This is a genomic window from Actinoallomurus acanthiterrae (genome assembly GCF_054775715.1).
Genome location: NZ_BAAHCO010000001.1, coordinates 9,549,598 through 9,572,370, shown reverse-complemented (window position 1 = coordinate 9,572,370; position 22,773 = coordinate 9,549,598). Strand labels below are relative to the sequence as shown.

The window sequence follows — 22,773 nt, the reverse complement described above, 5'->3', positions numbered from 1 at the left end:
TCGACGGGGGCGTTGTTCCGCCGGGACGGGATGTGCGGATATGGGCTGCACGCGCGCGTTGCGCGCCGGGGTGACGACGGCGATCGTGCTCGGAGCCGTGTCGCCCGTCCTGTACGCGCCCCCCGCCCGAGGTCTGCCGGTCCGGAAGGCACCGGTCCGGAAGGCACCGGTCCGGGAAGCGCGGGTCCGGGAGGCACCGGTCCTGGATGCGCCGATCTTGGAGGCGCCGGTCCGGAAGGCACCGATTCGGGAAGCGCGGGTCCGGCAGGCGCCGGTGCCGGAAGCGCCGGTTCGCGAGGTGTCCGCGATCGAGGCGCTGGCGACGGAGCTGTACTGGACGCCGGCGCGGATGGCCGCTGCGACGCCCGCCGGGGAGGACACGGAGGCATCGCCGCGCGAACACGTCGCCGCGCGTGCCTCGGCGGCGGGCCGGGTCGCGCACGCGTTCCACGGGGTGCCGTCGGTCGGGGTGCTGTTCTTCACCTCCCGGCGGGCACGGGACCACTTCTGCACGGCGAGCGTGATCCGCAGCGCGCGGCGCAACCTGCTGCTGACCGCCGCGCACTGCCTCGACGCGTACGACCACGACCGGCGCCGGGCGAACTCCCATTCCCACCTGGCCTTCGTCCCGGGGTACGAACGGACCCGCGCGCCGTACGGCGTCTGGACGGCGAAACGCCTCTACGTCCCGGAGGGCTGGACCCGCCGAGGCGACGTCGACGAGGACTTCGGCTTCGTCACCCTGCGCCGCGATCGGGCCGGCCATGACATCGCCGACGTGACCGGGGCCAACCGGCTCGCCCCGAACGTCCGTCTCCCGGCCGCCATTCGCGTCATCGGCTACCCCACCCTGCACTACTCCGCCGCGGACCGGCCGATCTACTGCGACACGGTGGCCCGCAGGCGGTTCCGCTGGCAGAACACCTTCGCCTGCGGCGGTTTCTACGGAGGTACGAGCGGCAGCCCGTGGCTGTGGAGGTACGACCCCCATCAGCGGCAGGGATGGGTGATCGGCATCGTCGGCGGCTACCACGCCGGAGGCCGGCGCCACGATCGCTCCTACTCCGCGCAGTTCGACGACGACGTCGCCGCGCTCCGGGCCCGGGCCGAGAAGCTGGGCTGACGGCGAGGGCGCGGGTGAGCGCCTCCCGGCGCGCGCCATCCACGTCCGCCGCGACGGGGTCCGGCACATGCTCGCCGCCCTGAACCACGCGCGATGAGTTTCGCCCGCCCGCCGGGTCTTTATTAGGTGAGGGCATACCGGAGACCAGGGGAGCGGCAGGGTTGCGCGGTCGCCATCGGCTGGTCACACGAGCGGATCATCGACGGCGTATCGGACGCGGAGAGGTGGCGGTGATGCCGAGCAGCGAGGAGCTCATCCGCCTGGCGGATCCATTCCGGCCTGAGCTGCTGGTCCATTGCTACCGCATGCTCGGCTTGTTCCACGACGCTGAGGACCTGGTGCAGGAGACCTATCTGCGTGCCTGGCGGTCGTACGAGAACTTCGAAGGGCGCTCGTCGCTGCGCTTCTGGCTCTACCGGATCGCGACCAGCGCCTGCCTGACCGCGCTGGAGCATCGGAGCCGCCGCCTGCTGCCGTCCGGCCTCGGCGAGCCGAGCGACGACCCGGGCGAGCCTCTGTACCCGGCGTTGCCGGGAGTCGAGTGGGTGCAGCCCCTGCCCGACCCGCTGGGCGACCCGTCGACGGCCGATCCGGCCGTGATCGTCGCGTCCCGCGGCAGCGTCCGGCTCGCGATCATCGCCGCGCTGCAGCATCTGCCCGCGAAGCAGCGGGCCGTGCTGATCCTGCGTGACGTGCTGGCCTGGCGGGCGGCGGAGGTCGCCGACCTGCTCGGCACGACGACGGCCGCGGTCAACAGCGCGCTGCAACGCGCGCGGGCCCAGCTCGAACGGATGGCGCCGGTGGAGGACGAACTCGCCGAGCCCGCCGAGCCCCGTCACCGAGCGCTGCTCGACCAGTACATGTCGGCCTTCGAGAACGCCGACATCAGCGCCCTCATTCGGCTGCTGCGCGCTGACGTCGCTTTGGAGATGCCTCCGAACACGACGTGGTTCACCGGCCGTGCGGCGGTCGGCCGGTTCATCGCGGCGAAGGTCTTCGCCGGCCCCGGCGTGACCCGCATGGTCCGCGTCACGGCCAACGGGCAGCCCGCGGCCGCGGTATACCGGCGCGCGGACGACGGCGCCTACCAGGCGCACGCCGTGCAGGTGCTGACCATCACCGACATGAGGATCTCGCGGATCATCTCGTTCAACGACCCCGGCCTCTTCGGCTCCTTCGGCCTGCCGGTCACCCTTGACGGCGCCGGCGTGCCCGCGAGCGCATGACGCCGCCGAGCCGTCCGGCCGAACTGCTGGAGCGGGCGGTCCGCTACGGCCTGGAGAGCATGGAGGCGGTCGGGGCCGGATGCCTGTCTCGTCCGACGCCCTGCGCGGGCTGGGACGTCCACGCGCTGCTCCGGCACGTCAATGACTCGGTCGACGCGATGCTGGAGGGGATCGAGCTCGGCCGCGTGGACCTGGTCCCGTCCGAGGCGGAGGACGAGGACCGCGAGGGCGATCCGGCGGCCGACCGCCTCGTGGCCGCCTTCCGAGGCGGTACACGACGGCTCCTGCACGCCTGGACGGCGGCAAGTCACCCCCGTCACCGGATCGTCGTGGCCGGGCATCCGATCGCGGCCGAGCTCGTCGCGATCACCGGTGCCATCGAGATCGCGGTGCACGGGTGGGACATCTCCGTGGCCTGCGGCAGCGATCGGCCGATTCCGGCCGAGCTGGCCGTCGACCTGCTGACGTTGTCACCGCTGGTGGTCGACGACGGCCTGCGTCACCCGCTGTTCGCGGCGCCCGTCGCGGCACCGTGGCCGGCCCGAGCGACCGGCTCATCGCCTTCCTCGGCCGCAGCCCCGTCGGCATGGATGCGGCCGGCAAACCGGCACGCCGGCAGTTCCTCCGCGACGATCGATGAGTTTCAGTCACGATTCTGGTCTTTAATGATCGATCGGCGGCGTGTTCGGCGTCGCGGTCCTCGCGGCGGTCTTCTCCCACTACGGCGGCTACACGTCGTCGGCGTCGTTCATGCACGGGTTCCGGTACGCGATGGTGGTGGCGGCCGTGATGGCGCTCGTCGGGGTGGTGCCCGGGCTCTTGTCCCCGTCGAAGGCACAGGCGAGCATTCCGCACCCGGGCGACCTCGCCCTGCCGCCGCAGATGCGGGAAGCGCCCGGTCCGTCTCCGGCCGGAACCCTCTGATCCCCGCACCGCCGAATCGGCCTTCCGCGGGGCGGCCGGACCCGGCCGCCCCGCGGTGCCGTCGACGCTACTTGAGGCCGTAGGCCTGGTGGGTCGTCTGGTCGATGGTGTTGCCTTCGCTGTCAGTCGCCTGCACGCGTAGCCCGACCGCGTCCCGGCCCGCCCCGGCCGCGGGGTTGGTGATCGCCGCCGTGAACCCGGATCCCTCGGCCCTCGTCGGGACCTGCGTCCAGTGGGCGCCGTCGTCGAAGGTGGCCCACAGCTTCAGGCGGGTGAGCTGGGCACCGGAGTCGCCGAATGAGCCGTGGTAGCCGCCGATCCGGATCTTGTGTGTGCCGCGCGGCAGCCGGTTGTCCAGATCGAGGCCCAGGTCGTACCGCAGGTTGAGGGTGCGCATCGGCGCGCAGGGCTTGATGGCCTGGGTCACGAGCCAGCCCACGCACAGGCCGTCCTGCAGGGAGGTCATCCCTCCCTTCGGCCGCGCCGAGCGGAACGTCCACGCCGTCTCGACGTCGGTGGCGTATCGCTGGAGCGGGTTCGGGGTGTGGTACTTGTCGGTGAGCCGGTATGAGGCCTCGCCCTCGGGCAGGGTGAAGGTGGGCACGGGGAAGGCGAAGATCCCCAGGATGGCCTTCTGCTCGACGAGCGGCACCTCGGTGCCGTCGGCGCGGTAGAGGTGCTGCTCGTCCTTCCCGCCGTACTGCGAGACTCCGTTCGCGCTCCACGAGAAGGCGCTCTTGCCGCTCGACGCGGAGCCGGCGCCGACCACGGGCAGAGCCGTGACGAGCAGGTCACCGGTGCGGCAGGGGAAGCACTGCCGGGAGCCGGGGAAATTCGCGTTGAGGCTCGCCGTCGGCGGGTCGTCGCCGGGGACGACGGGCTGGGCGCCCCAGTCCGCCGTCCGGTGGCCCGGCCTGGTGTACGCGTCGACGTAGGTGTACTGCCGTCCGTTGCGGTGGTTGTAGTCCCCGCCAGGGTCGTCGTAGGTGAACGCCACGTCGCGCTGCCAGAGCACGTCCGGTGAGACGGGGCCGACGTACTCGGTGCGGCTGCCGGGAGCGGGAGAGTCGAGGTCGAGGTCGCCGGGGGAGCCGGGTTCGCCGCGGTGCGTCGCGTACCAGGTCTCGTCGACGCGTCCCGTACGGTCGAGGTGGAACCTGTCGGCGGTCTCGACGAGGTCCTTCCCGCTCACCGAGTAGCGGAGGCGGTCCGGGACGCGGCCGTTCTCGTAGAACTTCAGCGAGTAGACGTACGGCGTGTTCGGAACGCCCGTGACGTCGACGTCGGCCTTGCCCGCGCGTACGGCGGTGAGCAGCGCCCGGCCCTCCTCGGCGGTCAGGCTCATCGTCGGGATCGGGTACAGCGGCCACGCCCGTGCCGGGTCGAAGAACGACCGTGCGGTGCCACCGAAGCCGAGGACGCCGGCTGCCCCGGCCTGCGCGGCGTTCTTGACGCGGTCGAGGGCGTCGGCCGTACAGGTGGTGGTGCAGATGTCGTCGAGGGACAGCAGGACGAGCTTCCCGCGAACGTCGTGGAGGTCCGCCGCGCTTCCGCGGCCGCCGTCGACCACGGGAAGGCGGAGGCGGCCGTTCAGCATGGGCACCGCGCCGGACTGGTCCTTCCAGTACGGCTGGTACTCCGGGTGCAGGGCCGGTGCTCCGCGCCACTGTCCCCGCATGGTGACCGGCGGGGCACCGAGCAGGTGCTGGCTGAACGCCAGGAAGGTGCCCTGGGTGACCTTCCTCGTCGGCAGCATCCACATGTTCAGCGAGCCGTACGGCATATCGGCGGTCAGCGTCAGGTAGCCGGTCCCGGTCGCCGGGACCCGCCGGAGGCCGAACTCCGCGGCGTAGCCCTCCGTCGGCCTGGGCGTCCGTACGCTGACCTTCCGCGCCTTGCGGAGGTCGAGTGTCACGGCGGTGTCGTGGTCCGCGTCGACCTCCGGGGCGGTGACCAGCGCGGAGTTGATCCGGTGGTCGGCGTCCCGCCAGGTGACGTAGGTGGTGAGGGTGAAGGCGCCGGGGTAGACGTCGGCGGCGGCGTCCTGGCCCGCGTCCATGCTCACGCCGTAGTCGAGGTCGTCGCGACCGTCGACGCGCATGAAGGCCCAGCCGCTGTACGTCAGGTCCGTGGCACCGTCGGGCGGGATGACGTGTCCGCTCAGCCTCACCTTCCGGGCCTCTTCGTACGCGCCGACCGCCGTCGTGACGCGCACGCCGGATCCGGTGGCGCGGACGGCGCCCTCATACCAGGTCGCCGGGCCCTTCGCCGGGTCGAGCGTGACCTTGACGGCCGTCGAACCGCCGGCGGGCACGGTCACCGTGTCGTGGTCGGCGGACAGCATCCCCTTGTCCGGGGTGCCGCCGGCGTGCGCCTTGAGCGTGAGGGCCAGGGTGAGCGTGACGGGCTGAGCGCCGTCGTTGACATAGGTGATCGTCTTGGTCACGGGCCCGGACTGCGGGTAGGAGAGCAGGCCGAAGTTCAGGTCGCCGTCGGCGTGCACCTGCCCGGTCACGGCCTGCGCGACGTCGACGCGGCCGGCGCCCTGTTCGAAGGTCCCGTAGCCGTCGTCGCGGGCGGTGCCGGTGAGCACGGACTTGAGCCACGCGGGGGACTTGTCCGGGTGCTGCTGCGCGAGGATCGCCGCCGCGCCGGCCACGTGCGGCGTTGCCATCGAGGTTCCGCTGAGGGTGGTGTAGTTCGCGTCCACCGCGGTACCGATGTTCGTGCCGGCGGCACGGGCGGCCACGATGTCCACACCGGGCGCCGCGATGTCGGGCTTCAGACCGAAGTCGCCCACGCGCGGGCCTCGGCTGGAGAAGTCGGCGAGCTTGTCCTGCTTGTCGACGGCGGCCACGGTGAGGGCGGCGTCGGCGGTGCCCGGCGAGTCGACGGTCCCCGCCTGCGGACCGGAGTTGCCCGCGGCGATGACGAACAGCGCCCCGTACTGTCGGGTGAGATCGTTGACGGCCTGACTCGCCGGGTCGGTTCCGTCGGTCGGCTCGCTGCCCAGGCTCATGCTGATCACCTTGGCGCCGTGCTCGGCCGCCCACTGCATCCCCTCGATGACCTGCGAGTCGGCACCGCTGCCGCGGTTGTCGAGGACCTTGGCGGCCAGCAGCGTGGCACCCGGGGCGACGCCCTTGTAGCGGCCGCCCGACGCCGCACCGCTGCCGGCGATGATCGAGGCGACGTGCGTGCCGTGCCCGTGGCCGTCCTGAACGCTGCTCTCGGCGCTGAAGTTGGCCGTGTCGCCGATCCGGCCGGCGAAGTCCGGGTGGTGCAGGTCGATGCCCGTGTCGACGACCGCGACCTTGACGCCCTTGCCGTCCAGGCCCTTCTTCCAGGCCTCGGGCGCGCCGATCTGCGGCACGCTCTCGTCCAGGGTGACGGTCACCTTGCGGTCCAGCCAGATCTTGCTGAGCCCGTCGGCCAGCGCCTTCGGCTGTGCGTCACCGGCGGCGGGGGCGATCGTGTCCCAGAACGTCCGCACCGCGGACTTGGCCACGCCGAACGCGGCCCCGTGGATCGCCGTCAGCGGCCGGGAGGAGGTGTTGGCCGGCAGGGCGTCGGCCTGCCGGGACAGCGCCTTGGCGTCCCGGACCGCGCCGCCGTACTGCGCGATCACCGGGATGCGCGCGGACGCGTCGTCGGCATAGCCGGACCGCGCCAGGTAGGCGACGTCGAACAGGCTCTTGTCCAGCCGCCCGGTGCCGATCAGACCGAGCGCGTCCGACGGGATGACGTACAGGGCGTCTCCCTGCCGGCGCTGGAAGAAGCCCACCGGCCTGCCGTCCGTACGCCGCGCCGCGGTGACCTTCACGTCCTCGCCCTTGCCGGCATGGGCGTCGTACGCGACCACGTCTCCCGTGATCAGGGTGATCCGCTTGCCGGACGACGCACTGGCGAGAGGACGCGATCCGGGCACCGGCGCCGCGGTCGTCGGCGCCGCCGAAGCGGTGGCCGCGGAGACCGGGGCGGGGGCCGCGACGGCCACCAGCAGGACGCCCGCCGCCGCCGTGGTGACGCGTATGCGCCGGCGGAGAGTCTTCAACGGGAACTCCTTCGTGGGGTGATGTGGGGCAGTTGGATGATCACCGTGGTGACGTCGCAGGCGGAAGATCCACAGTGCGGCGCATTCACGTCATTGACGTGCTTTGGCCCGCTGAGCGGTCAACCCTGGCAAGATCGACTTTGTGCTGGATGCTCTCGGCCTGGATTCCGCGGACGAGGCCGTCTACCGCAGCCTCATCGAGGTGCCCGGAGCGTCGACCGACGCGCTCGGGGCATCGGCCGGCCTGTCTCCGCAGCAGGTCAGGGCCTCACTTCGCGTGCTCGAGGACGCGGGGCTGGTGAGCCGGATGTCCGGCCAGCTGGAGAAGTACATCGCCGCCCCTCCGGACGTCGCCCTGGAGACCCTCGTCCTCGAACGCGAGGCGGAGCTCAGCCGCGTCCGGGCCGCCGCGCGGCAGCTCGCCGAGACGTACCAGCGGGCGCTGGGCACCCGGCACCCCGCCGAACTGGTCGAGATCGTCGCGGGCCGCGAGGCGGTGATGCAGCGGACCGAGCAACTGCAGCGCGGCGCCCGTCACGAGGTCCTCGTCTTCGACCGCCCGCCGTACGTGAACCAGCCCCACCTGCCCAACCAGGTCGAGCTCGAGATGCTCCGCCGAGGGATCGTGTACCGGGCGGTCTACGACCGCGCCAGCCTCGAGGTGGACGGATGGTGGAAGGGGCACCATGAGCCGATCGCCGCCGCGGGGGAGCAGGCGCGCGTCATGTCAGGCGTTCCCATGAAGATGATGGTCGCCGACGACCGGCTGGCCATCGTGCCGCTGCGGATCGACGCCTCGGCCATCGAGAGCTGCGCGATCGTCCACTCCTCGGAGCTACTCGACGCCCTGTGCGCGCTGTTCGAGACGCTGTGGCGGCTGGCACTGCCCCTGCGGGTGCCCGGCGACGACACCGCCGACGCACCCGGGGCCGGCCCGACGCCGTTCGAGGCCCAGCTCGTGGCGATGCTCACGGCCGGCCTGGGCGATGAGGCGATCAGCCGGCAGGTCGGCCTGAGCTACCGCACGCTGCAGCGCCGCGTGCGGGATCTGATGACCCGGCTCGGCGCGCGAACACGGTTCCAGGCCGGTCTGCAGGCGGCCTTCCAGGGATGGGTGACCCCGCCCACCGCCCGCCCGGCCGACGACACCCGCGCCCCGATACCCGGTGACGCCACCCGGCCGGATCGCCCCGGCACCGGCTGACCGACCGCCGCCGGTGCCGCGAACCGCGGGGCGTGGCACAGGGTCGAGTCGTCGCTGGTGCCGTCGACGGCGGAGTCCGGGGGCGGCGGGGGTCAGTCGGTAGCCTGGGCGTCGGCCGGCTCGGCGACCTCCTCGGTGCCGCTCGGCGGGCCGACGGTGAGCTCGATCGAGGGCACGTCCTTCGGCTCGAACCCCAGGGTCCGGCCGTAGAAGGCGAGCTCGGCCTCCAGGCAGGCGACGACGGTGTCGGCCCGCCGGAACCCGTGCGACTCTCCCTCGAACGCCAGGTACGCGTAGGGCATCTTCTTGTGCGCCATCGCCTCGGCGAACCGCTCCGACTGCGCCGGGGCGACGACCGGGTCGTCCAGTCCCTGCAGGAGCAGGACGGGGCAGGTCACCTCGGACGCGCGGGCGATCGGGGAGCGCTCCTCGTACGTGCGCTCGAAGCCGGGGATCGGGCCGATCAGCCCGTACAGGTACGTGGATTCGAAGTCGTGGGTCTCCTTGAGCCAGTTCTGCGGGTCGGAGATGCCGAAGTAGGAGGTGCCGGCCTTGAACAGGCCGCTGTGCGTCACCGCGCACAGCGTGGTCCAGCCGCCGGCGCTGCCGCCGCGGATGGCGAGCCGCTCGGGGTCGGCGGTGCCCCCGCGGATGAGCGCCTCGGCGGCCGCGACGCTGTCCTCGACGTCCACGACCCCCCACTGGCGGCGCAGCCGTTCCCGGTAGGCGCGGCCGTAGCCGGTGGAGCCGCCGTAGTTGACGTCGATGACGCCGACGCCCCGGCTGGTGAAGTAGGCGATCTCCAGGTCGAGCACGCTGGTCGTGTGGTCGGTCGGGCCGCCGTGCACGAACACGACGTACGGCGGGAGCTCGCCCTCGGGCGCCTGGAAGCCCGGGTTGGACGGCGGGTAGACGTAGGCGTGCACCGGGCGGCCGAACGGGCCCTCGAGCTCCTGGGCGCGCGGCAGCGGCAGGTAGGCCGCCTCGGGCGGGGTGTCGAGCTCGCTGCGCAGCACCTTCGACTCGCCGCTGTCGGCGTCCACGACGACCACCGACCACGGGATGTCGGGGGCGCCCGCGATGCCGACGATGCTCGTCCCGTCGCCGGACAGCTGGGGCTTCCAGTCGGTGTAGGGCAGGTCGAAGTCGACCAGCTCGGCCGTCTCCGGGTCGTACAGGCCGAGCCGCTGGTCGCCCTGGCCGTGCAGCACCGCGATCCGGCCGTCGTCCAGGACGGCGTACGGGCGGCCGCCCAGGTTCCAGAGCGGCCCGGCGAACTCCTCCTCGGCCGGATACAGCGCCTGCGGCGACTCGCCGTGCAGGCCGACCTCGTAGAGGTTCCACCAGCCCGGCCAGTCCGACACGACGTACAGCCGGGACTCGCTCAGCCAGGTCGGCGCGAGCGCGGACTCGCTGAGGCCGCCCTTGACCGTACGCGGCCGGTCGAGCGACCCGGTCTCGTCGAAGGCGGCGACCCGGATCTCGGTGCCGTCCCAGGGCATCCGGGGGTGGCTCCACTGCATCCAGGCGAGGTGGCCGCCCTCCGGCGACGGCGTGGGGAACGCGTAGAAGTCGGCGCCGCTGACGAGCTCCCGGATCGCCTGCGCGTCGTCGGCGGCGCCGCCGTCGACGGGCACCGCGACGATCGCCCGGCGTACGCCCCCGGTCGTGTGGCCCTCACAGACGCACCAGACGTGCTGCGCGTCGGGGGCCAGGGCGAAGTCGGCGTACCGCAGGCCGGTGGGCTGGGCCGGCTCAGGCGTCAACGGCCGGGGCAGCTCACCGGGGGTGAGGCGGTAGAGCCGCTGGTCCTCATAGTTGGCGAAGACGACGTCCCCGTCGGGGAGGGGGAGGTAGGACCGCCCGCCGTACTCGTTCACGCGCGTGCGGGCGTTCCACGGCGCGGGCAGCAGATCGACACCGGACCGCACGATCGTGGTCCGGCCGCCCTTCTCCGGGCGGGTCTCCTGCCACCACACGCGATCACCGTGAATGGTGGGAAAGCTGATCCGCAGTCGCGCACGGGCCACGTCGGCGGCGGAGATCGGAGAGGACCAGGATCCATAGGGAGCGGTAGCGCGAGCGGTCATATCGGAATCGTCTCGCAAACAGGACGCCGATGGGACCTCGAACGGTGACTTGACAGCTACGATCATGAAACGCAAACGGGCCGGTGGATCACCACCGGCCCGTCCGTGTTCCGTCGGCTCAGCTCGCCGACAGGCTCTCGCTGGACAGGCCCGCGCCGGGGTCGGATCGGGTCGGCGCACCGGTGACGCACGCCCGGTCCATCGGGCTGCGCGGTGTCGCCCACTGTTCGCGGAGTTCTTCCAGTTCAGCGTGGGCGAGTTCGCCCGTGGCCGGAGCGGCCAGGTCGGCGATCAGGAGATCGCACGTCCCGATACGTGGCCGGGATCACCGCCTGCCGGTCCAGCGCGCCCCGCTCCGGAGGTCCTCCCCAGAGCGGTCTGGGCTGCGCTGGGCTGGACCTGGGGAATACGCCTGGGGCGCGGCGATCAGCATCCCCCTGGCGGCCGAGACGGGTGGGATGAGGCCGTTTCGGCGGAGGGTCAGCGGTTCAGGTGGGCGAGGACGGCGAGGACCCTGCGGTTGTCGTCGTCGGAGGGCTGGAGGCCGAGCTTGAGGAAGATGGAGGCCGTGTGCTTGACGACGGCCCGTTCGGTGATGACCAGTCGCTGGGCGATGGCGGCGTTGGACCGGCCTTCCGCCATCTGGGCGAGCACTTCGCGTTCGCGCGGGCTGAGCGCGGCGATGGGAGCGGTGGCGGAGTTATGGTCCAGCAGGCGCGCGATGACTTCGGGGTCCATCGCGGTGCCGCCGGCGGCGACTCGGCGGACGGCATCGACGAACTCGGCGCTGCGCAGCACCCTGTCCTTGAGCAGGTAGCCGATGCCGCCGGTGCCTCCGGCCAGCAGCTCACGGGCGTACAGCTGCTCGACGTACTGTGACAGCACCAGCACCGGAAGGCCGGGCACCTGGCGGCGGGCCTCCAGCGCGGCCCGTAGGCCCTCGTCGGTGAAGCCGGGCGGGAGCCGTACGTCCACGATGGCCACGTCCGGCTTGTCCGCCGCCACGGCGGCGAGGAGATCGGGTCCGTTGTCGACGGCGGCGGTGACCCGCAGCCCGTGTGCCCGGAGCATGCGGGTCATGCCGTCCCTCAGCAGGAAGAGGTCTTCGGCGATGACTACGCGCACGGAATCTCCAGGTTCACCATGGTGGGCCCGCCGGGCGGGCTACTGACGGCCAGTACACCGTCGAAGGCGGCGAGCCGCCGCTCCAGGCCGCGCAGACCGGTGCCCTGGGCGGGGTCGGCACCGCCACGGCCGTCGTCGGTGACACCGATCCGAAGCGTTCCGCCACCATAACCGACGTCGATCCACACGTGAGTGGCGCCCGCGTGCTTGGACACGTTGGCCAGCAGTTCGCTGACCGCGAAGTACGCCGCTGACTCGACCGGCGCCGGTGGCCGGTCGGGCAGTTCACCGGAGAACTCCACCCGCAGCGGCAGGTCCAGGGCCAGCGCCCGGAGCGCGTCGACCAGGCCGCGGTCGGCCAGCACCGGCGGGTGGATGCCACGGACCAGGTCGCGCAGCTCTTCGAGCGCTTTGACCGAGGAGTCCCTGGCCTCGGTCAGCAGTGCCCGCGCCGCGGCGGGGCTGGCCTCGACGAGTCCTTCAGCGGCGTCCAGGGTCATGCCCATCGCCACCAGCCGCGCCTGCGCGCCGTCGTGCAGGTCCCGTTCGATCCGGCGCATCTCGGCCGCGCCGGAGTCGAGGGTGTCAGACCTGGTCTGGGCGAGGTGACGGACCCGCAACGCCAGTTCGGCATGGCGGTTCGGCCCCAGCATCGAGCGGGCGAATCGGCCGTAGACCGGCAGCAGCCTCGGACCGAGGTACAGCCCGAGCGCCACCATGGCCAGACCGAGCGGAATGGCGAGCCAGGCGGTGAGGCCGCCGGGGTTGAGCGGGGTGGCCAGCCAGTCGGTGAGCCGCTCGGTGTACGGCGGCGGCGGGAGAGGTGGTCCGGGGAGCACAGGGGGCCGGGTGTGCCGGAGTGTGTGCTGCACGGGGGTGTCGAGCGCGGCGATGGCGCTCAGCCCGTAGAGGATCAGCCCGGGCGGCGCGGTGACCAGGACGCAGCCGCCGCCTGCGTTCACGGCCGTCCACAGGAGGTCCCGCCCGGTCGCGGTGTCGGTGAGCAGCCAGCGGGCGATCTGCCTGGCGCCCGGAACAGGCTGGTAGGGAGCGGCGATGGGCACGCCGCAGCAGGCACCGACCAGTGACCTGGTCGCCCACGCCACCCACCGGATGCCCAGCACGCCGCAGAGGACCAGGGGGATCGCCAGCCACACGGCTCCGTGATCGCCACCGGGCGGCGGGCCACCGTAGGTCAGGATGGCGGCGATCGTCAGAACCGGGGGAACCAGCAGGGTGGCCCCCGCCGTCGGTCCGGCCCGACCGGCGGCCCATCGCACGCCCAACGCGGTGCAGGGAACCAGCGTGACCACCAGCCCTAGCCACAGGTGGAGGCGGTCGCCGCTGGACGGCCCACCACTGAGCGGCGCACCAGGGAGCAGGACGTCCAAGACCAGAGCCGGGGCCGCGAGCAGAATGGCGGCTCCGGCGAGCGTCAGGCCACAGAACGCCAGGCCGTACGCCAGGCCGCGGGCAGCGGCACCGATCCCGTGCCGGGGCGCCCCCGTGTTCAGGGCGGTCGATCCACCACTCACCATGCTCTCCTTGGCCGGGTTCGTCCCGTTCATTGTGCAGGGCCACCGACCGGGCCTGCTGGGGTCCTGAGTGCCGAAGTGGAGGTGTACCTAGCTCCACTTCCGAGATGCCACCCAGCTGTGTATCGCCGTGGATCGTCCATTACCTAGCGTGATCGTCGGTTCGGGAACACCGGACCCTGCGAAGGGACAAACCATGACACCGGTACTACGCACCCGCGGGTTGCGCAAGAGGTTCGGCAGGGCGGCAGGGCTGGTCCACGCTGTGGACGGCGTCGACCTGGAGGTCACCCAGGGCGAGACGCTGGCGGTGATGGGCCCAAGCGGTTGCGGGAAGTCGACACTGCTGTACCTGCTCGGCGGGCTGGAACGACCCGATGAGGGCGAGATCGAGCTGGCCGGACGCCGCGTCGACCAGATGAGCGAACGGGCCCTGGCGCAGCTCCGGCGCGAGGCCGTCGGCTTCATCTTCCAGTCCTTCCACCTCATGGAGGAGCTCACCGCCGTGGAGAACGTCGAGCTCCCGGCGCTGCTGGCCGGACGCTCGCCGCGAGCGGCACGAGCGCGGGCCCTGGAACTGCTGGGGAGCGTCGGCCTGGCCGACCGGACCGGCTTCCTGCCCTCGGCGCTGTCCGGCGGGCAGCGCCAGCGGGTCGCGATCGCCCGCGCGTTGAGCCCCGACCCGCTGGTCCTGCTGGCCGACGAGCCCACCGGCAACCTCGACAGCACCGCCACCCAGGAGGTGCTCGCACTGTTCGACAGCCTGCGGGTAGCCGGGCAGACGCTGGTCATCGTCACCCACGACCCGCAGATCGGGGCCACGGCGGACCGGCTGATCTCGATGCGCGACGGGGTGCTCGTGAGCGAGGTCAGGGGAACCACCGGCGCCTTTGCGGCGCGGAGGGACTGAGACGTGAGCCGTATCCTGGTGATTCTCCGGCTCGCCGCCCGTGACCTGCGGCGGCACCCGACCGAGGCCGTAATGATCCTCCTGGTGATCGCGGTCACCACCACCACACTGACGGTCGGACTCGCCCTCTACGGGGTGACCGAAAAGCCCTACCAGCACACCCGGACGGCGACGGCCGGGCCGGACCTGGTGGTCAGCATGCGTCCCGGCCAGTCCGCCGGCGCACTGATCCACGCCTCCGCCGTCACCGGCCACAGCGGGCCCTACCCGGTCGCCTCGACCATCCTCCACGCCGGTGGCCACACCACGCCGGTGACGGCGGCAGGCCGCGACCGGACACCGGCCGCCGTCGACCAGCCCACGCTCACACAGGGCAGCTGGGTGAGCGCGGGCGGGGTGGTGTTCGAGCGCAGCTTCGCCGACGCGCTCGGCGTCCACGTCGGCGATCAGGTCACTTTGAGCGGGCGGACATTCCACATCGTCGGCACCGCCGTCACCGCCGCCATCCCGGCCTACCCGTCAAGCCTCTGCAACACCGGCTGCGCCGTTCTCCCAAGATCATGGCTCAACGGCTCGAGGAGCCCCTCACCCGGCCTCGTGTGGCTCACCCGGACCGCCGCCCAGAGCCTGGCCACCACACCCGATTCACTGTCCTATCTCCTCAACCTGAAGCTTGCCGATCCCGCTGCGGCTCCGGCATTCGTGGCCGCGCACTCCAGTGACTCCGCCACCGAATCGTCCTGGCAGCAGATCAGGGACGTGGACAACCTGGTGGTAAAGAACGAACAGCTCGTACTGCAGGTCGGCAGCTGGTTGTTCGGCCTGCTCGCGATGGCCGGGGTCGCCGTACTGGTCGGCCGCCGGATGGTGGAGCAGACCCGTCGGGTCGGACTGCTCAAGGCGGTCGGCGGCACGCCCGGGCTGGTCGCCGCCGTACTACTGGCCGAGCATCTGGCCCTGGCGTTGTCGGCGGCGGTGGCCGGGCTGGTGGCCGGATGGCTGACCGCTCCCCTGTTCGCCAGTGCGGGCGCAGGGCTGGTCGGGACTCCGGACACACCATCGGTCACGCTGTCCACGATGGGGCTCGTCGTCACCGTCGCCCTGGCGGTGGCGGTGGCCGCGACACTCGTTCCCGCCATCCGAGCCGCCCGTACCAGCACAGTCGCCGCGCTGACCGACGCCGCCCGCCCGCCCCGGCGCCGGGCCTGGCTGATCGCCCTCTCGGCACGGCTACCGATCCCGCTGCTCCTCGGCCTGCGCTTGGCCTCCCGCCGACCCCGCCGCGGCATCCTGAACGTGCTCAGCATCGCCGTCACAGTCACCGGGATCGTGGCGATCTTGACCAACTACTCCTTCCTGGCCGACCACCTCTCCTCCGAGGTCGACAATCCCCGCATCGACCGGATGAACCAGGTCATGGCGATGATCACCGTCCTGCTCGTCATCCTGGCGGCCGTCAACACGCTCTTCATCACCTGGGCGACGGTCCTCGACGCCAGACGCTCGTCGGCGCTGGCACGCGCACTCGGTGCGACCCCCCAGCAGGTCAGCGCCGGACTGACCGCGGCCCAGGCCCTTCCCGCGCTGATCGGCACCACCCTCGGCATCCCCACAGGCGTCCTCCTCAACAAGATCCTCAGGCAGGGCATCCTCACCGTCCCGCCCCTGTGGTGGCTCCTCGCCGTCCTGGTGGGAACCGTGCTCGCCGTCGCCGGGCTCACCGCCATCCCAGCCCGCATCGGCGCCCGCCACCCCGCAGCCGAAACACTCTGACCCTTCCCGGTCCAGGCAGTTCAGGCCCAGGTCCAATGATCAGGGTCAAGGCCGACAACGATGAAAGCGCATTGTAAGGAATGGCTGCGTACGTTCACGTGCACAGAATTCAAGACGAGAAGGGCATCATGACGAAACAGATAACTCGATTGCGGATACTCGCTCTGGTAGCGGGTGCGATGACGCTGGTGGCCGCCGCGTGTGGTTCGAACGAGACGGGCTCCGGATCCGCCACCACTGCCGACGGCGGAGGCCGGCACACCAGTCCGATGCACATGCCCTCCTCCGTGGCACAGGCGCTACCACTGCGGGCCGGCGAGCGATTCGTGAACCTGACTGCGCCGCAGCCCTATACGCCGTCCGCTCCCAACGGTGGCACCGACGAATACCGGTGCCTGGTGATCGATCCGCACCTGACCAAGCCCGCGTACCTGACCGGAGCCCAGTTCGAGCCCGGGAACCCGTCGATCGTGCACCACGCCATCACCTACGCGATCCCACCCGAGAGCGCGGCAGAAGCACGCGCCAAGGACGCCGCGACGCCGGGCCAGGGCTGGACCTGCTTCGGTGGCGACGGCTTGGGGCAAGGTGGGGCGTGGGTCGACACCTGGACGCCGAATCACAAAGAGACGCTTCTGAAGCAGGACGTCGGATTCCCGTTGAAGCCCGGCAGCCTGCTCGTCCTTCAGGTGCACTACAACCTGCTCGCCACCGGCGGCCGTGCCGGCGCATCGGACCAGCCCAGAGTCCGGTTGCGACTGACTGACGGCACAGCCGCCACCAAGCCGCTGGCCATGGTGCCGTTGGAAGCGCCGATAGAACTGCCCTGTGCCAGCGGCGAGTCCGGTCCGCTGTGCGACCGCGCCGCAGCCATCGCGGACGTCGCCAAGCGCTTCGGCGTCGGCCCAGGCTCCCAGGAGGCGCAACTGGTGAGCCGATGCAGCAAAGGCAAGCCGGTGCCCGGCAACACCCAGCACTGCGACTACCCGGTACCGCGACCCATGACGGTGTACGCGGGGTTGGGACACATGCACCTGCTCGGACGCTCGATCAAGGTGGAACTCGACCCTGGAACCCCCAAAGCCCGTACCCTGCTCGACGTCTCGTCATTCGACTTCGACAATCAGAAGCTCACGCCGCTGCCCACGCCCGTCGACGTCAAGCCCGGAGACACGGTACGGGTCACCTGCACCCATGACGCCACGCTGCGTCGGAAACTCCCGGAACTGAGCAAGCTTCCCCCGCGATACGTGGTCTGGGGAGACGGCACCAGCGACGAAATGTGCCTCGGCCTGCTTTCCGTAACAGGCCCAGGCGGGAAGTCACTCAGGTAATCGCCTCTTGACTTGACGACGCCGTTACCTGGTGCCCCGACTCCGCATGGAAGGGCTGATCCTCTTGCCGTCATCCTCGTTCTCCACCACATCGCGCCGCGCGGGACCGCTGAGTGGTTTGCGGGCTCGGTTGCGGATGGATTCCCCACTGCAGTCGCCGGCGTGGGTGCTTCTGCCGCTACGCGCTTTTCTCGGTGTCACCTTTCTGTACGCCGGTCTTTCCAAGATCTTCGACCCGCACTACCTGGATGACGCCTCACCACTCGGCGTCCACGCCCAGATGCTGCACGCCGCTGCGACGTCTCCGGTCGGCGCTGTGGTGTCGCTGAGTGCCCGCTACTCGACCGTCACGGGGCTGGCGATCGCCTTCGGTGAGGTTGCGGTCGGGCTAGGCACCCTACTGGGACTGTTCACCCGAGTTGCAGCCCTCGGCGGCGTCGTGCTCGCGCTCAGCTTCTTCCTGACGGTGAGCTGGACCACCCGGCCGTACTACTACGGAGCCGACATCGGTTTCGCCTTCGCATGGAGCCCACTGTTGATAGCGGGCGACGGCGGCGTGTTCTCGGTGACGGCCTGGCTGCGTGCGGCGGTGCGTCACACGCTGGACCTGCCGGCGCGGCCCACGACGCACAAGAACGTGACCGTACAGGGCGACGTCGAGCGACGCGCCCTCGTGCGGGGCGGCATGATCGCGGCAGCGGTCGCCGCGGCCGCCGTCCCCATCGGCAGCGTCCTGGCGCTCGCGCGGCGCCCGTCCGGCGCTGCGGTGAGCCACGCCGGCCCGTCGCCGACTCCCACCGCGCCGGACGCCTCGCCGAGCCCGGGGACGGCCGGTGCCGGAATGGTGATCGCTGCGGTTGCCGGCGTCCCCGTCGGATCATCGAAGAGTTTCACCGCGCCGAACGGCGCCCGCGCCTATCTGCTGCACCCGACGACGGACACCTTCACGGCATTCAACGCCACCTGCACCCACCAGGGCTGCCCGGTCTCCTACGTGGGATCCGGTTTTCATTGCCCCTGTCACGGCTCCACCTTTGACCAGAACGGCCGGGTGACCGGAGGACCGGCGCCTGCACCGCTGATCAAGATCCCCGTAAAGGACCGTCTGGTTCGCGCTGCCGTTGCCCGCCACCTGGCCCGGCCTGACCTTCAAGGTCGAGCCCGACACCGCCGCCCGCTGCCTCCTGCGCGCCCTGACGAAGCGCGGATTCTCCGGGTGGCGCAACAGCGATGAGCGCGGAATCTCCGTCCTGCAGCTGTCCGGCCTGAACGTCTGGGTACGCCCCGGACACTTTTCCTGGCAGATCGGTCCCCGCCACTGCATACGGCACCCGCTCATCGACCTCCAGGAAACCGCCGAGCACCTCGTCCGCCACCTCGACGCCGTCCCGCTCCCTTCACCTACTCCCTGATGAGGGCGCCGCGCCGTGCGATCGCGACACCCAACATCGGGGGTGCCAGGGATCGTCCCCTGACGTACGGCGGGTTCGGCGAGAGGCCTGGGGAAACCGACCGGAGGGCGACCCCGGCACCGCGCCCCAGGCCTACTCAGCGGTGGACGGCACGGAGTGGGCGGTCCTGCCCACTCACTCCCGCCGAGCGGTCCATGGCTGGCCGCAGCCGTCCCGCCCCCGCCACTCCGCCTCCCTGCGCCATTTGCTCTGCTTACCTCGGGTAGACACCTGGAACGGTCCGATGCATACCCGAGGTAAGCAGAGCAAAGTCCTGCGGACGATCCCGGCTTGCCCGAGGACGGGACGCCCCGAAACGACCGCCGGCCGTGACCATCACGAAATCCGGGCCAGAACCATAATTCGAGGACCTCTTGATCATCCGACTTCGAGCGGATCCGTTCCAGCATGGGTCCGATTTCCTCGTTCACACGCGTGCGGGCGTCATGAAAAGCGAACGGGCCGGTGGTTCAGCACCGGCCCGTCCTGTGTCCCTTGGCTCAGGTGGGCATCACGGCGTCCTGCCCCATCCCGGCGCCGGGCACGGTGGTGCCGGTGCCGAGCGTCTTGGCGGAGGTCTTACGGCTGCGCCGGCTCCGCTTCTCCAGCCACGTGGCCAGGAAGCTGAGGGACAGGTTCATCGCGATGTAGAGCAGCGCGATCACCATCGCGGCCGGGATGAGGTTGCCGTACTGCGTGGGGATCTGCCGGTAGCCCGTGTTCAGCAGGTCCTCGTACGAGATGATCCAGCCCAGCGCCGAGTCCTTCAGCAGGACGACGAGCTGGCTGACGATCGCCGGCATCATCGCGGTGGTCGCCTGCGGGATGAGGATGAGCCGCATCACGCCGTTCTTGCGCAGGCCGATCGCGTACGCGGCCTCCGACTGGCCGCGCGGCACCGCGTTGATGCCCGCACGGAAGATCTCCGCCAGCACGGAGCCGTTGTAGAGCATCAGCGCGAAGACCAGCGCGGTGAACGCGGTGACCTCGGGGAACTCGCGGTTCAGCGCGTTGGCGATCGTCGGCGGCCCGCTGAAGACGAAGAAGATCAGGATCAGCAGCGGGATGGCGCGGAAGAACTCGATGATCGTCGCGGCCGGCACCCGGATCCACCGGTGGTCCGACATCCGCGCCAGCCCGAAGACCACGCCGAACAGGAGGGCGAGCACGGCCCCGGCGAACGCCGCCTTCAGCGTGCCCCACATGCCGGGGAGGATGAAGTCCGTCCAGGTCGAGCCCTGGATGAACGGCTTCCAGAGCTTGCCCTGAAGCTGGCCTTCCTTGTCGAACCGGGCGACGACGACGTAGATGATCCCGAGGATCACGATCGCCGAGACGAGCGTCAGGATGTTGTTCCGCAGCCGCGCCTTGGGGCCCGGCGCGTCGAACAGGACGGACGACTCGGACTTCTTGGCCCGCCGGGGCGCCGGCTTGGTCTCCGTCATGGTTGTCACCGGACCACCGCCATCCGCTTGGCCAGCCAGTTGAAGAAGAAGCCCGTCGGCAGGGTCAGGCACATGAAGCCGACCGCGAATCCGATGAAGATCGGCAGCGTGGCGCCGTACTGCTCGAACATGTCCTTCATCAGCGAGGCGGCCTCGTAGTAGCTCGCGACCAGGACCACCGTGGTGTTCTTGATCATTGCGATCATGACGCTGCCGAGCGGCGCGATGACCGCGCGGAAGGCCTGCGGCATGATCACCATTCGCAGCGACTGGGTGAAGGTCAGCCCGATCGCCCGCGCCGCCTCCGCCTGCCCCATCGGCACGGTGTTGATGCCGGCCCGCAGCGACTCGGCCACGAAGGCCGCCGTGTAGAACGACATGCCGAGGACCGCCAGCCAGAAGAAGTTGACGGTCGACGTGTTCGAGATCCTGAACTTCAGCGTGTCACTGAGCCCGAGGCTGCAGAACAGCAGGACCAGCGTGAGCGGGGTGTTCCGCAGCGTGTTGACGTAGAACGCGCCGGCGATCCGCATCACCCGGACGGGCGAGACCCGCATCGCGGTGATGAGCGTGCCGATCACCAGCGACAGGATGCCCACCGTCACCGAGATCTCGATGTTCGCCCAGAACGCGGACAGGAGCTTGCCGCTGTTGTCCGCGAGCGGACTGAAGTCGAGGAGTACGTCCCAGTTCATCTCACTCCTACCTTCTTACGAGCGGCGCCGGTGAGCCCGTGCGGCCCACCGGCGCGGAACCCGTGTGCCTACGGCTCAGGCGCAGCCTTCAGCGCTGGGCACGTTGGCGTCGAAGGGGAGGTTCGCCTTGCCGAACCACTTCTCCCACAGCTGCTTGGCGGTGCCGTCGGAGTACATGGCCTTGATGGCGTCGTTGACGGCGTTGCAGGTCTTGGTGTCGCCCTTCTTGAGGCCGACGCCGTACTTCTCGTCGGTGAACGGCGCGTTGACGACCTTGACCGCCGAGCCCTCACGGACGGCGAAGCCGGCGAGGATGGTCGCGTCGGTGGAGACCGCGTCGACCGATCCGCCCTTGAGCTTGGTGATGCACTCCTCGTAGCCCTGGGCCGGGACGGTCACCGCGGCGACCTTGGCGTTGAGCTTGTTGGTGCCCAAGGTGATGTTCTTCCAGGAGTTCGACCCGGACACCGCGCACAGCTTCTTGCCCTTGAGGGACTGCAGGCTCGTGATCGAGTTGTCGTTGGCCCGGACCATGAGGTCCTGGTGGGTGACGACGTACGGGCCGCCGAAGGTCACCTTCGGCTTACGCTCCGCGGTGATCGAGTAGGTGGCGATCACCATGTCGACCGTGCCGTTCTGCAGGAAGGTCTCCCGGTTGGCCGACCGGGCCTCCTTGAACTCGATCTTGCTGTCGCTCTTGACCCCGAGCTTCTTGGCGATGTACTTCGCGACGTCGACGTCGAAGCCCTCGACCCCGCTGCCGGTCTTCATGCCGAGGGCGGGCTGGTCGTACTTGACGCCGATGACGATCTTCTTGCCGTCCTTGGCCTTGTCGACCACCGTGGTGTTCTTCTTCGCCGCGCACCCGGAGATGCTCATCGTGGCCGTCGCAAGCGCGGCGGCGGCGAAGCCAAAATGACGTACTCGCATGATCTTCCCCTGCTGCTGTTGTGGAGAACCGCTCCCCGCGGTTCCTCTTCCTCGGGTCTGAGTCCGTCGAGAACCGTGAGCGCGCGTCAGTGCGTCAGGATCTTCGACAGGAAGTCCTTGGCGCGGTCGCTCCGCGCGTTGGTGAAGAACTCACCGGGGGTGTTCTCCTCCACGATCTGGCCGTCCGCCATGAACACGACCTTGTTGGCCGACGCCCGGGCGAAGCCCATCTCGTGGGTCACGACGACCATCGTCATGCCGTCGGCGGCCAGGTCGGTCATGACGTCGAGGACCTCTTTGATCATCTCCGGGTCCAGTGCCGACGTGGGCTCGTCGAACAGCATGACCTTGGGCCGCATCGCGAGGGCGCGGGCGATCGCGGCGCGCTGCTGCTGTCCGCCGGACAGCTGCGCGGGGTACTTCTCGGCCTGCGAGGCGATGCCGACGCGCTCGAGGAGCTCCATCGCGCGCTGCTCCGCCTCGGTCTTGTCCGCCTTCCGGACCTTGATCGGGCCCAGGGTGACGTTCTGCAGGATCGTCTTGTGCGCGAACAGGTTGAACGACTGGAAGACCATGCCGACGTCGGCGCGCAGCTGCGCCAGTGCCTTGCCCTCTTCGGGTAGCGCCTTGCCGTCGATCCGGATCGTGCCGCCGTCGATCGGCTCCAGCCTGTTGATCGTGCGGCACAGCGTCGACTTGCCGCCGCCCGACGGGCCGATCACGACCACGACCTCGCCACGATGGATGGTGAGATCGATGTCCCTGAGGACATGGTGTTCGCCGAAGTACTTGTTGACATTCTCAAGTACGACGAGCGGTCCGCCGCCACTCACCTCGGCCTCCCGGGCCTCCTTGCCGCTGTCCGTCATGTGCGCAAAGCGTACGTCAAACGCCTGCGGTAGCCCCAGAGATGAGGTACCGATCCGATCACGTTGTATCTCGCGCCTGCCTGCG

At 70.4% G+C, this 22,773-nt stretch carries 16 protein-coding genes and 1 pseudogene; 9 read left to right on the top strand and 8 right to left on the bottom strand.

The features are described from left to right. Positions 1-40: 40 nt before the first annotated feature. From ACYVF7_RS45050 to ACYVF7_RS45035, 4 genes and pseudogenes are all read left to right on the top strand, one after another. The gene (locus tag ACYVF7_RS45050) at positions 41-1,123 is read left to right on the top strand and encodes a trypsin-like serine peptidase (RefSeq protein WP_460352104.1); all 1,083 of its coding nucleotides are present in this window, start codon (positions 41-43) and stop codon (positions 1,121-1,123) included. Positions 1,124-1,356: 233 nt separating this feature from the next. Then, entirely contained in the window at positions 1,357-2,349 is a 993-nt protein-coding gene (locus tag ACYVF7_RS45045; protein WP_460352103.1) for a sigma-70 family RNA polymerase sigma factor, read from the top strand. Continuing rightward, positions 2,346-2,909 (top strand): annotated as a pseudogene (locus ACYVF7_RS45040) (maleylpyruvate isomerase family mycothiol-dependent enzyme); the annotation flags it as partial. The gene ACYVF7_RS45045 and the pseudogene ACYVF7_RS45040, both read left to right, overlap by 4 nt. Before the next feature lie 121 nt (positions 2,910-3,030). Beyond that, positions 3,031-3,273: a hypothetical protein gene (locus ACYVF7_RS45035; protein WP_460358657.1), complete on the top strand. Its 243-nt coding sequence runs from the start codon at positions 3,031-3,033 to the stop codon at positions 3,271-3,273. A 67-nt stretch (positions 3,274-3,340) separates the two neighbouring features. On the opposite strand, the gene ACYVF7_RS45030 is transcribed toward ACYVF7_RS45035, so the two are convergent. Continuing rightward, positions 3,341-7,327, bottom strand: coding sequence for a S8 family serine peptidase (locus ACYVF7_RS45030; RefSeq protein WP_460352102.1), 3,987 nt, complete (start codon positions 7,325-7,327; stop codon positions 3,341-3,343). A gap of 142 nt (positions 7,328-7,469) precedes the next feature. On the opposite strand from ACYVF7_RS45030, the gene ACYVF7_RS45025 reads away from it, so the two are divergent. Next, positions 7,470-8,531, top strand: coding sequence for a helix-turn-helix transcriptional regulator (locus tag ACYVF7_RS45025; RefSeq protein WP_460352101.1), 1,062 nt, complete (start codon positions 7,470-7,472; stop codon positions 8,529-8,531). Between the two features lie 92 nt (positions 8,532-8,623). On the opposite strand, the gene ACYVF7_RS45020 is transcribed toward ACYVF7_RS45025, so the two are convergent. From ACYVF7_RS45020 to ACYVF7_RS45010, 3 genes are all read right to left on the bottom strand, one after another. Next, positions 8,624-10,621: a S9 family peptidase gene (locus tag ACYVF7_RS45020; RefSeq protein WP_460352100.1), complete on the bottom strand. Its 1,998-nt coding sequence runs from the start codon at positions 10,619-10,621 to the stop codon at positions 8,624-8,626. A 480-nt stretch (positions 10,622-11,101) separates the two neighbouring features. Further along, a complete protein-coding gene (locus tag ACYVF7_RS45015; protein ID WP_460352099.1) occupies positions 11,102-11,746 on the bottom strand; it encodes a response regulator in 645 nt (214 codons plus the stop codon). Beyond that, positions 11,737-13,284, bottom strand: a complete 1,548-nt coding sequence (locus ACYVF7_RS45010; protein WP_460352098.1) for a sensor histidine kinase — start codon at positions 13,282-13,284, stop codon at positions 11,737-11,739. Before ACYVF7_RS45010 ends, ACYVF7_RS45015 begins: the two co-directional genes overlap by 10 nt. 193 nt (positions 13,285-13,477) lie before the next feature. On the opposite strand from ACYVF7_RS45010, the gene ACYVF7_RS45005 reads away from it, so the two are divergent. From ACYVF7_RS45005 to ACYVF7_RS44990, 4 genes are all read left to right on the top strand, one after another. Then, positions 13,478-14,191, top strand: a complete 714-nt coding sequence (locus ACYVF7_RS45005; RefSeq protein ID WP_460352097.1) for an ABC transporter ATP-binding protein — start codon at positions 13,478-13,480, stop codon at positions 14,189-14,191. Positions 14,192-14,194: 3 nt separating this feature from the next. After that, on the top strand, positions 14,195-15,964 hold the full coding sequence (locus tag ACYVF7_RS45000; RefSeq protein WP_460352096.1) for an FtsX-like permease family protein: 1,770 nt from the start codon (positions 14,195-14,197) through the stop codon (positions 15,962-15,964). A gap of 128 nt (positions 15,965-16,092) precedes the next feature. After that, on the top strand, positions 16,093-17,298 hold the full coding sequence (locus ACYVF7_RS44995; RefSeq protein ID WP_460352095.1) for a monooxygenase: 1,206 nt from the start codon (positions 16,093-16,095) through the stop codon (positions 17,296-17,298). A gap of 46 nt (positions 17,299-17,344) precedes the next feature. Continuing rightward, complete coding sequence (locus ACYVF7_RS44990) at positions 17,345-18,532, top strand: Rieske 2Fe-2S domain-containing protein (protein WP_460352094.1); 1,188 nt, start codon at positions 17,345-17,347, stop codon at positions 18,530-18,532. Between the two features lie 717 nt (positions 18,533-19,249). On the opposite strand, the gene ACYVF7_RS44985 is transcribed toward ACYVF7_RS44990, so the two are convergent. From ACYVF7_RS44985 to ACYVF7_RS44970, 4 genes are all read right to left on the bottom strand, one after another. Beyond that, entirely contained in the window at positions 19,250-20,194 is a 945-nt protein-coding gene (locus ACYVF7_RS44985) for an amino acid ABC transporter permease (RefSeq protein ID WP_460352093.1), read from the bottom strand. Positions 20,195-20,199: 5 nt separating this feature from the next. Beyond that, positions 20,200-20,889: an amino acid ABC transporter permease gene (locus tag ACYVF7_RS44980; protein ID WP_360891604.1), complete on the bottom strand. Its 690-nt coding sequence runs from the start codon at positions 20,887-20,889 to the stop codon at positions 20,200-20,202. Between the two features lie 75 nt (positions 20,890-20,964). Then, complete coding sequence (locus tag ACYVF7_RS44975) at positions 20,965-21,819, bottom strand: glutamate ABC transporter substrate-binding protein (protein ID WP_460352092.1); 855 nt, start codon at positions 21,817-21,819, stop codon at positions 20,965-20,967. Positions 21,820-21,905: 86 nt separating this feature from the next. Further along, positions 21,906-22,688, bottom strand: coding sequence for an amino acid ABC transporter ATP-binding protein (locus ACYVF7_RS44970; protein ID WP_460352091.1), 783 nt, complete (start codon positions 22,686-22,688; stop codon positions 21,906-21,908). Positions 22,689-22,773: the final 85 nt, after the last annotated feature.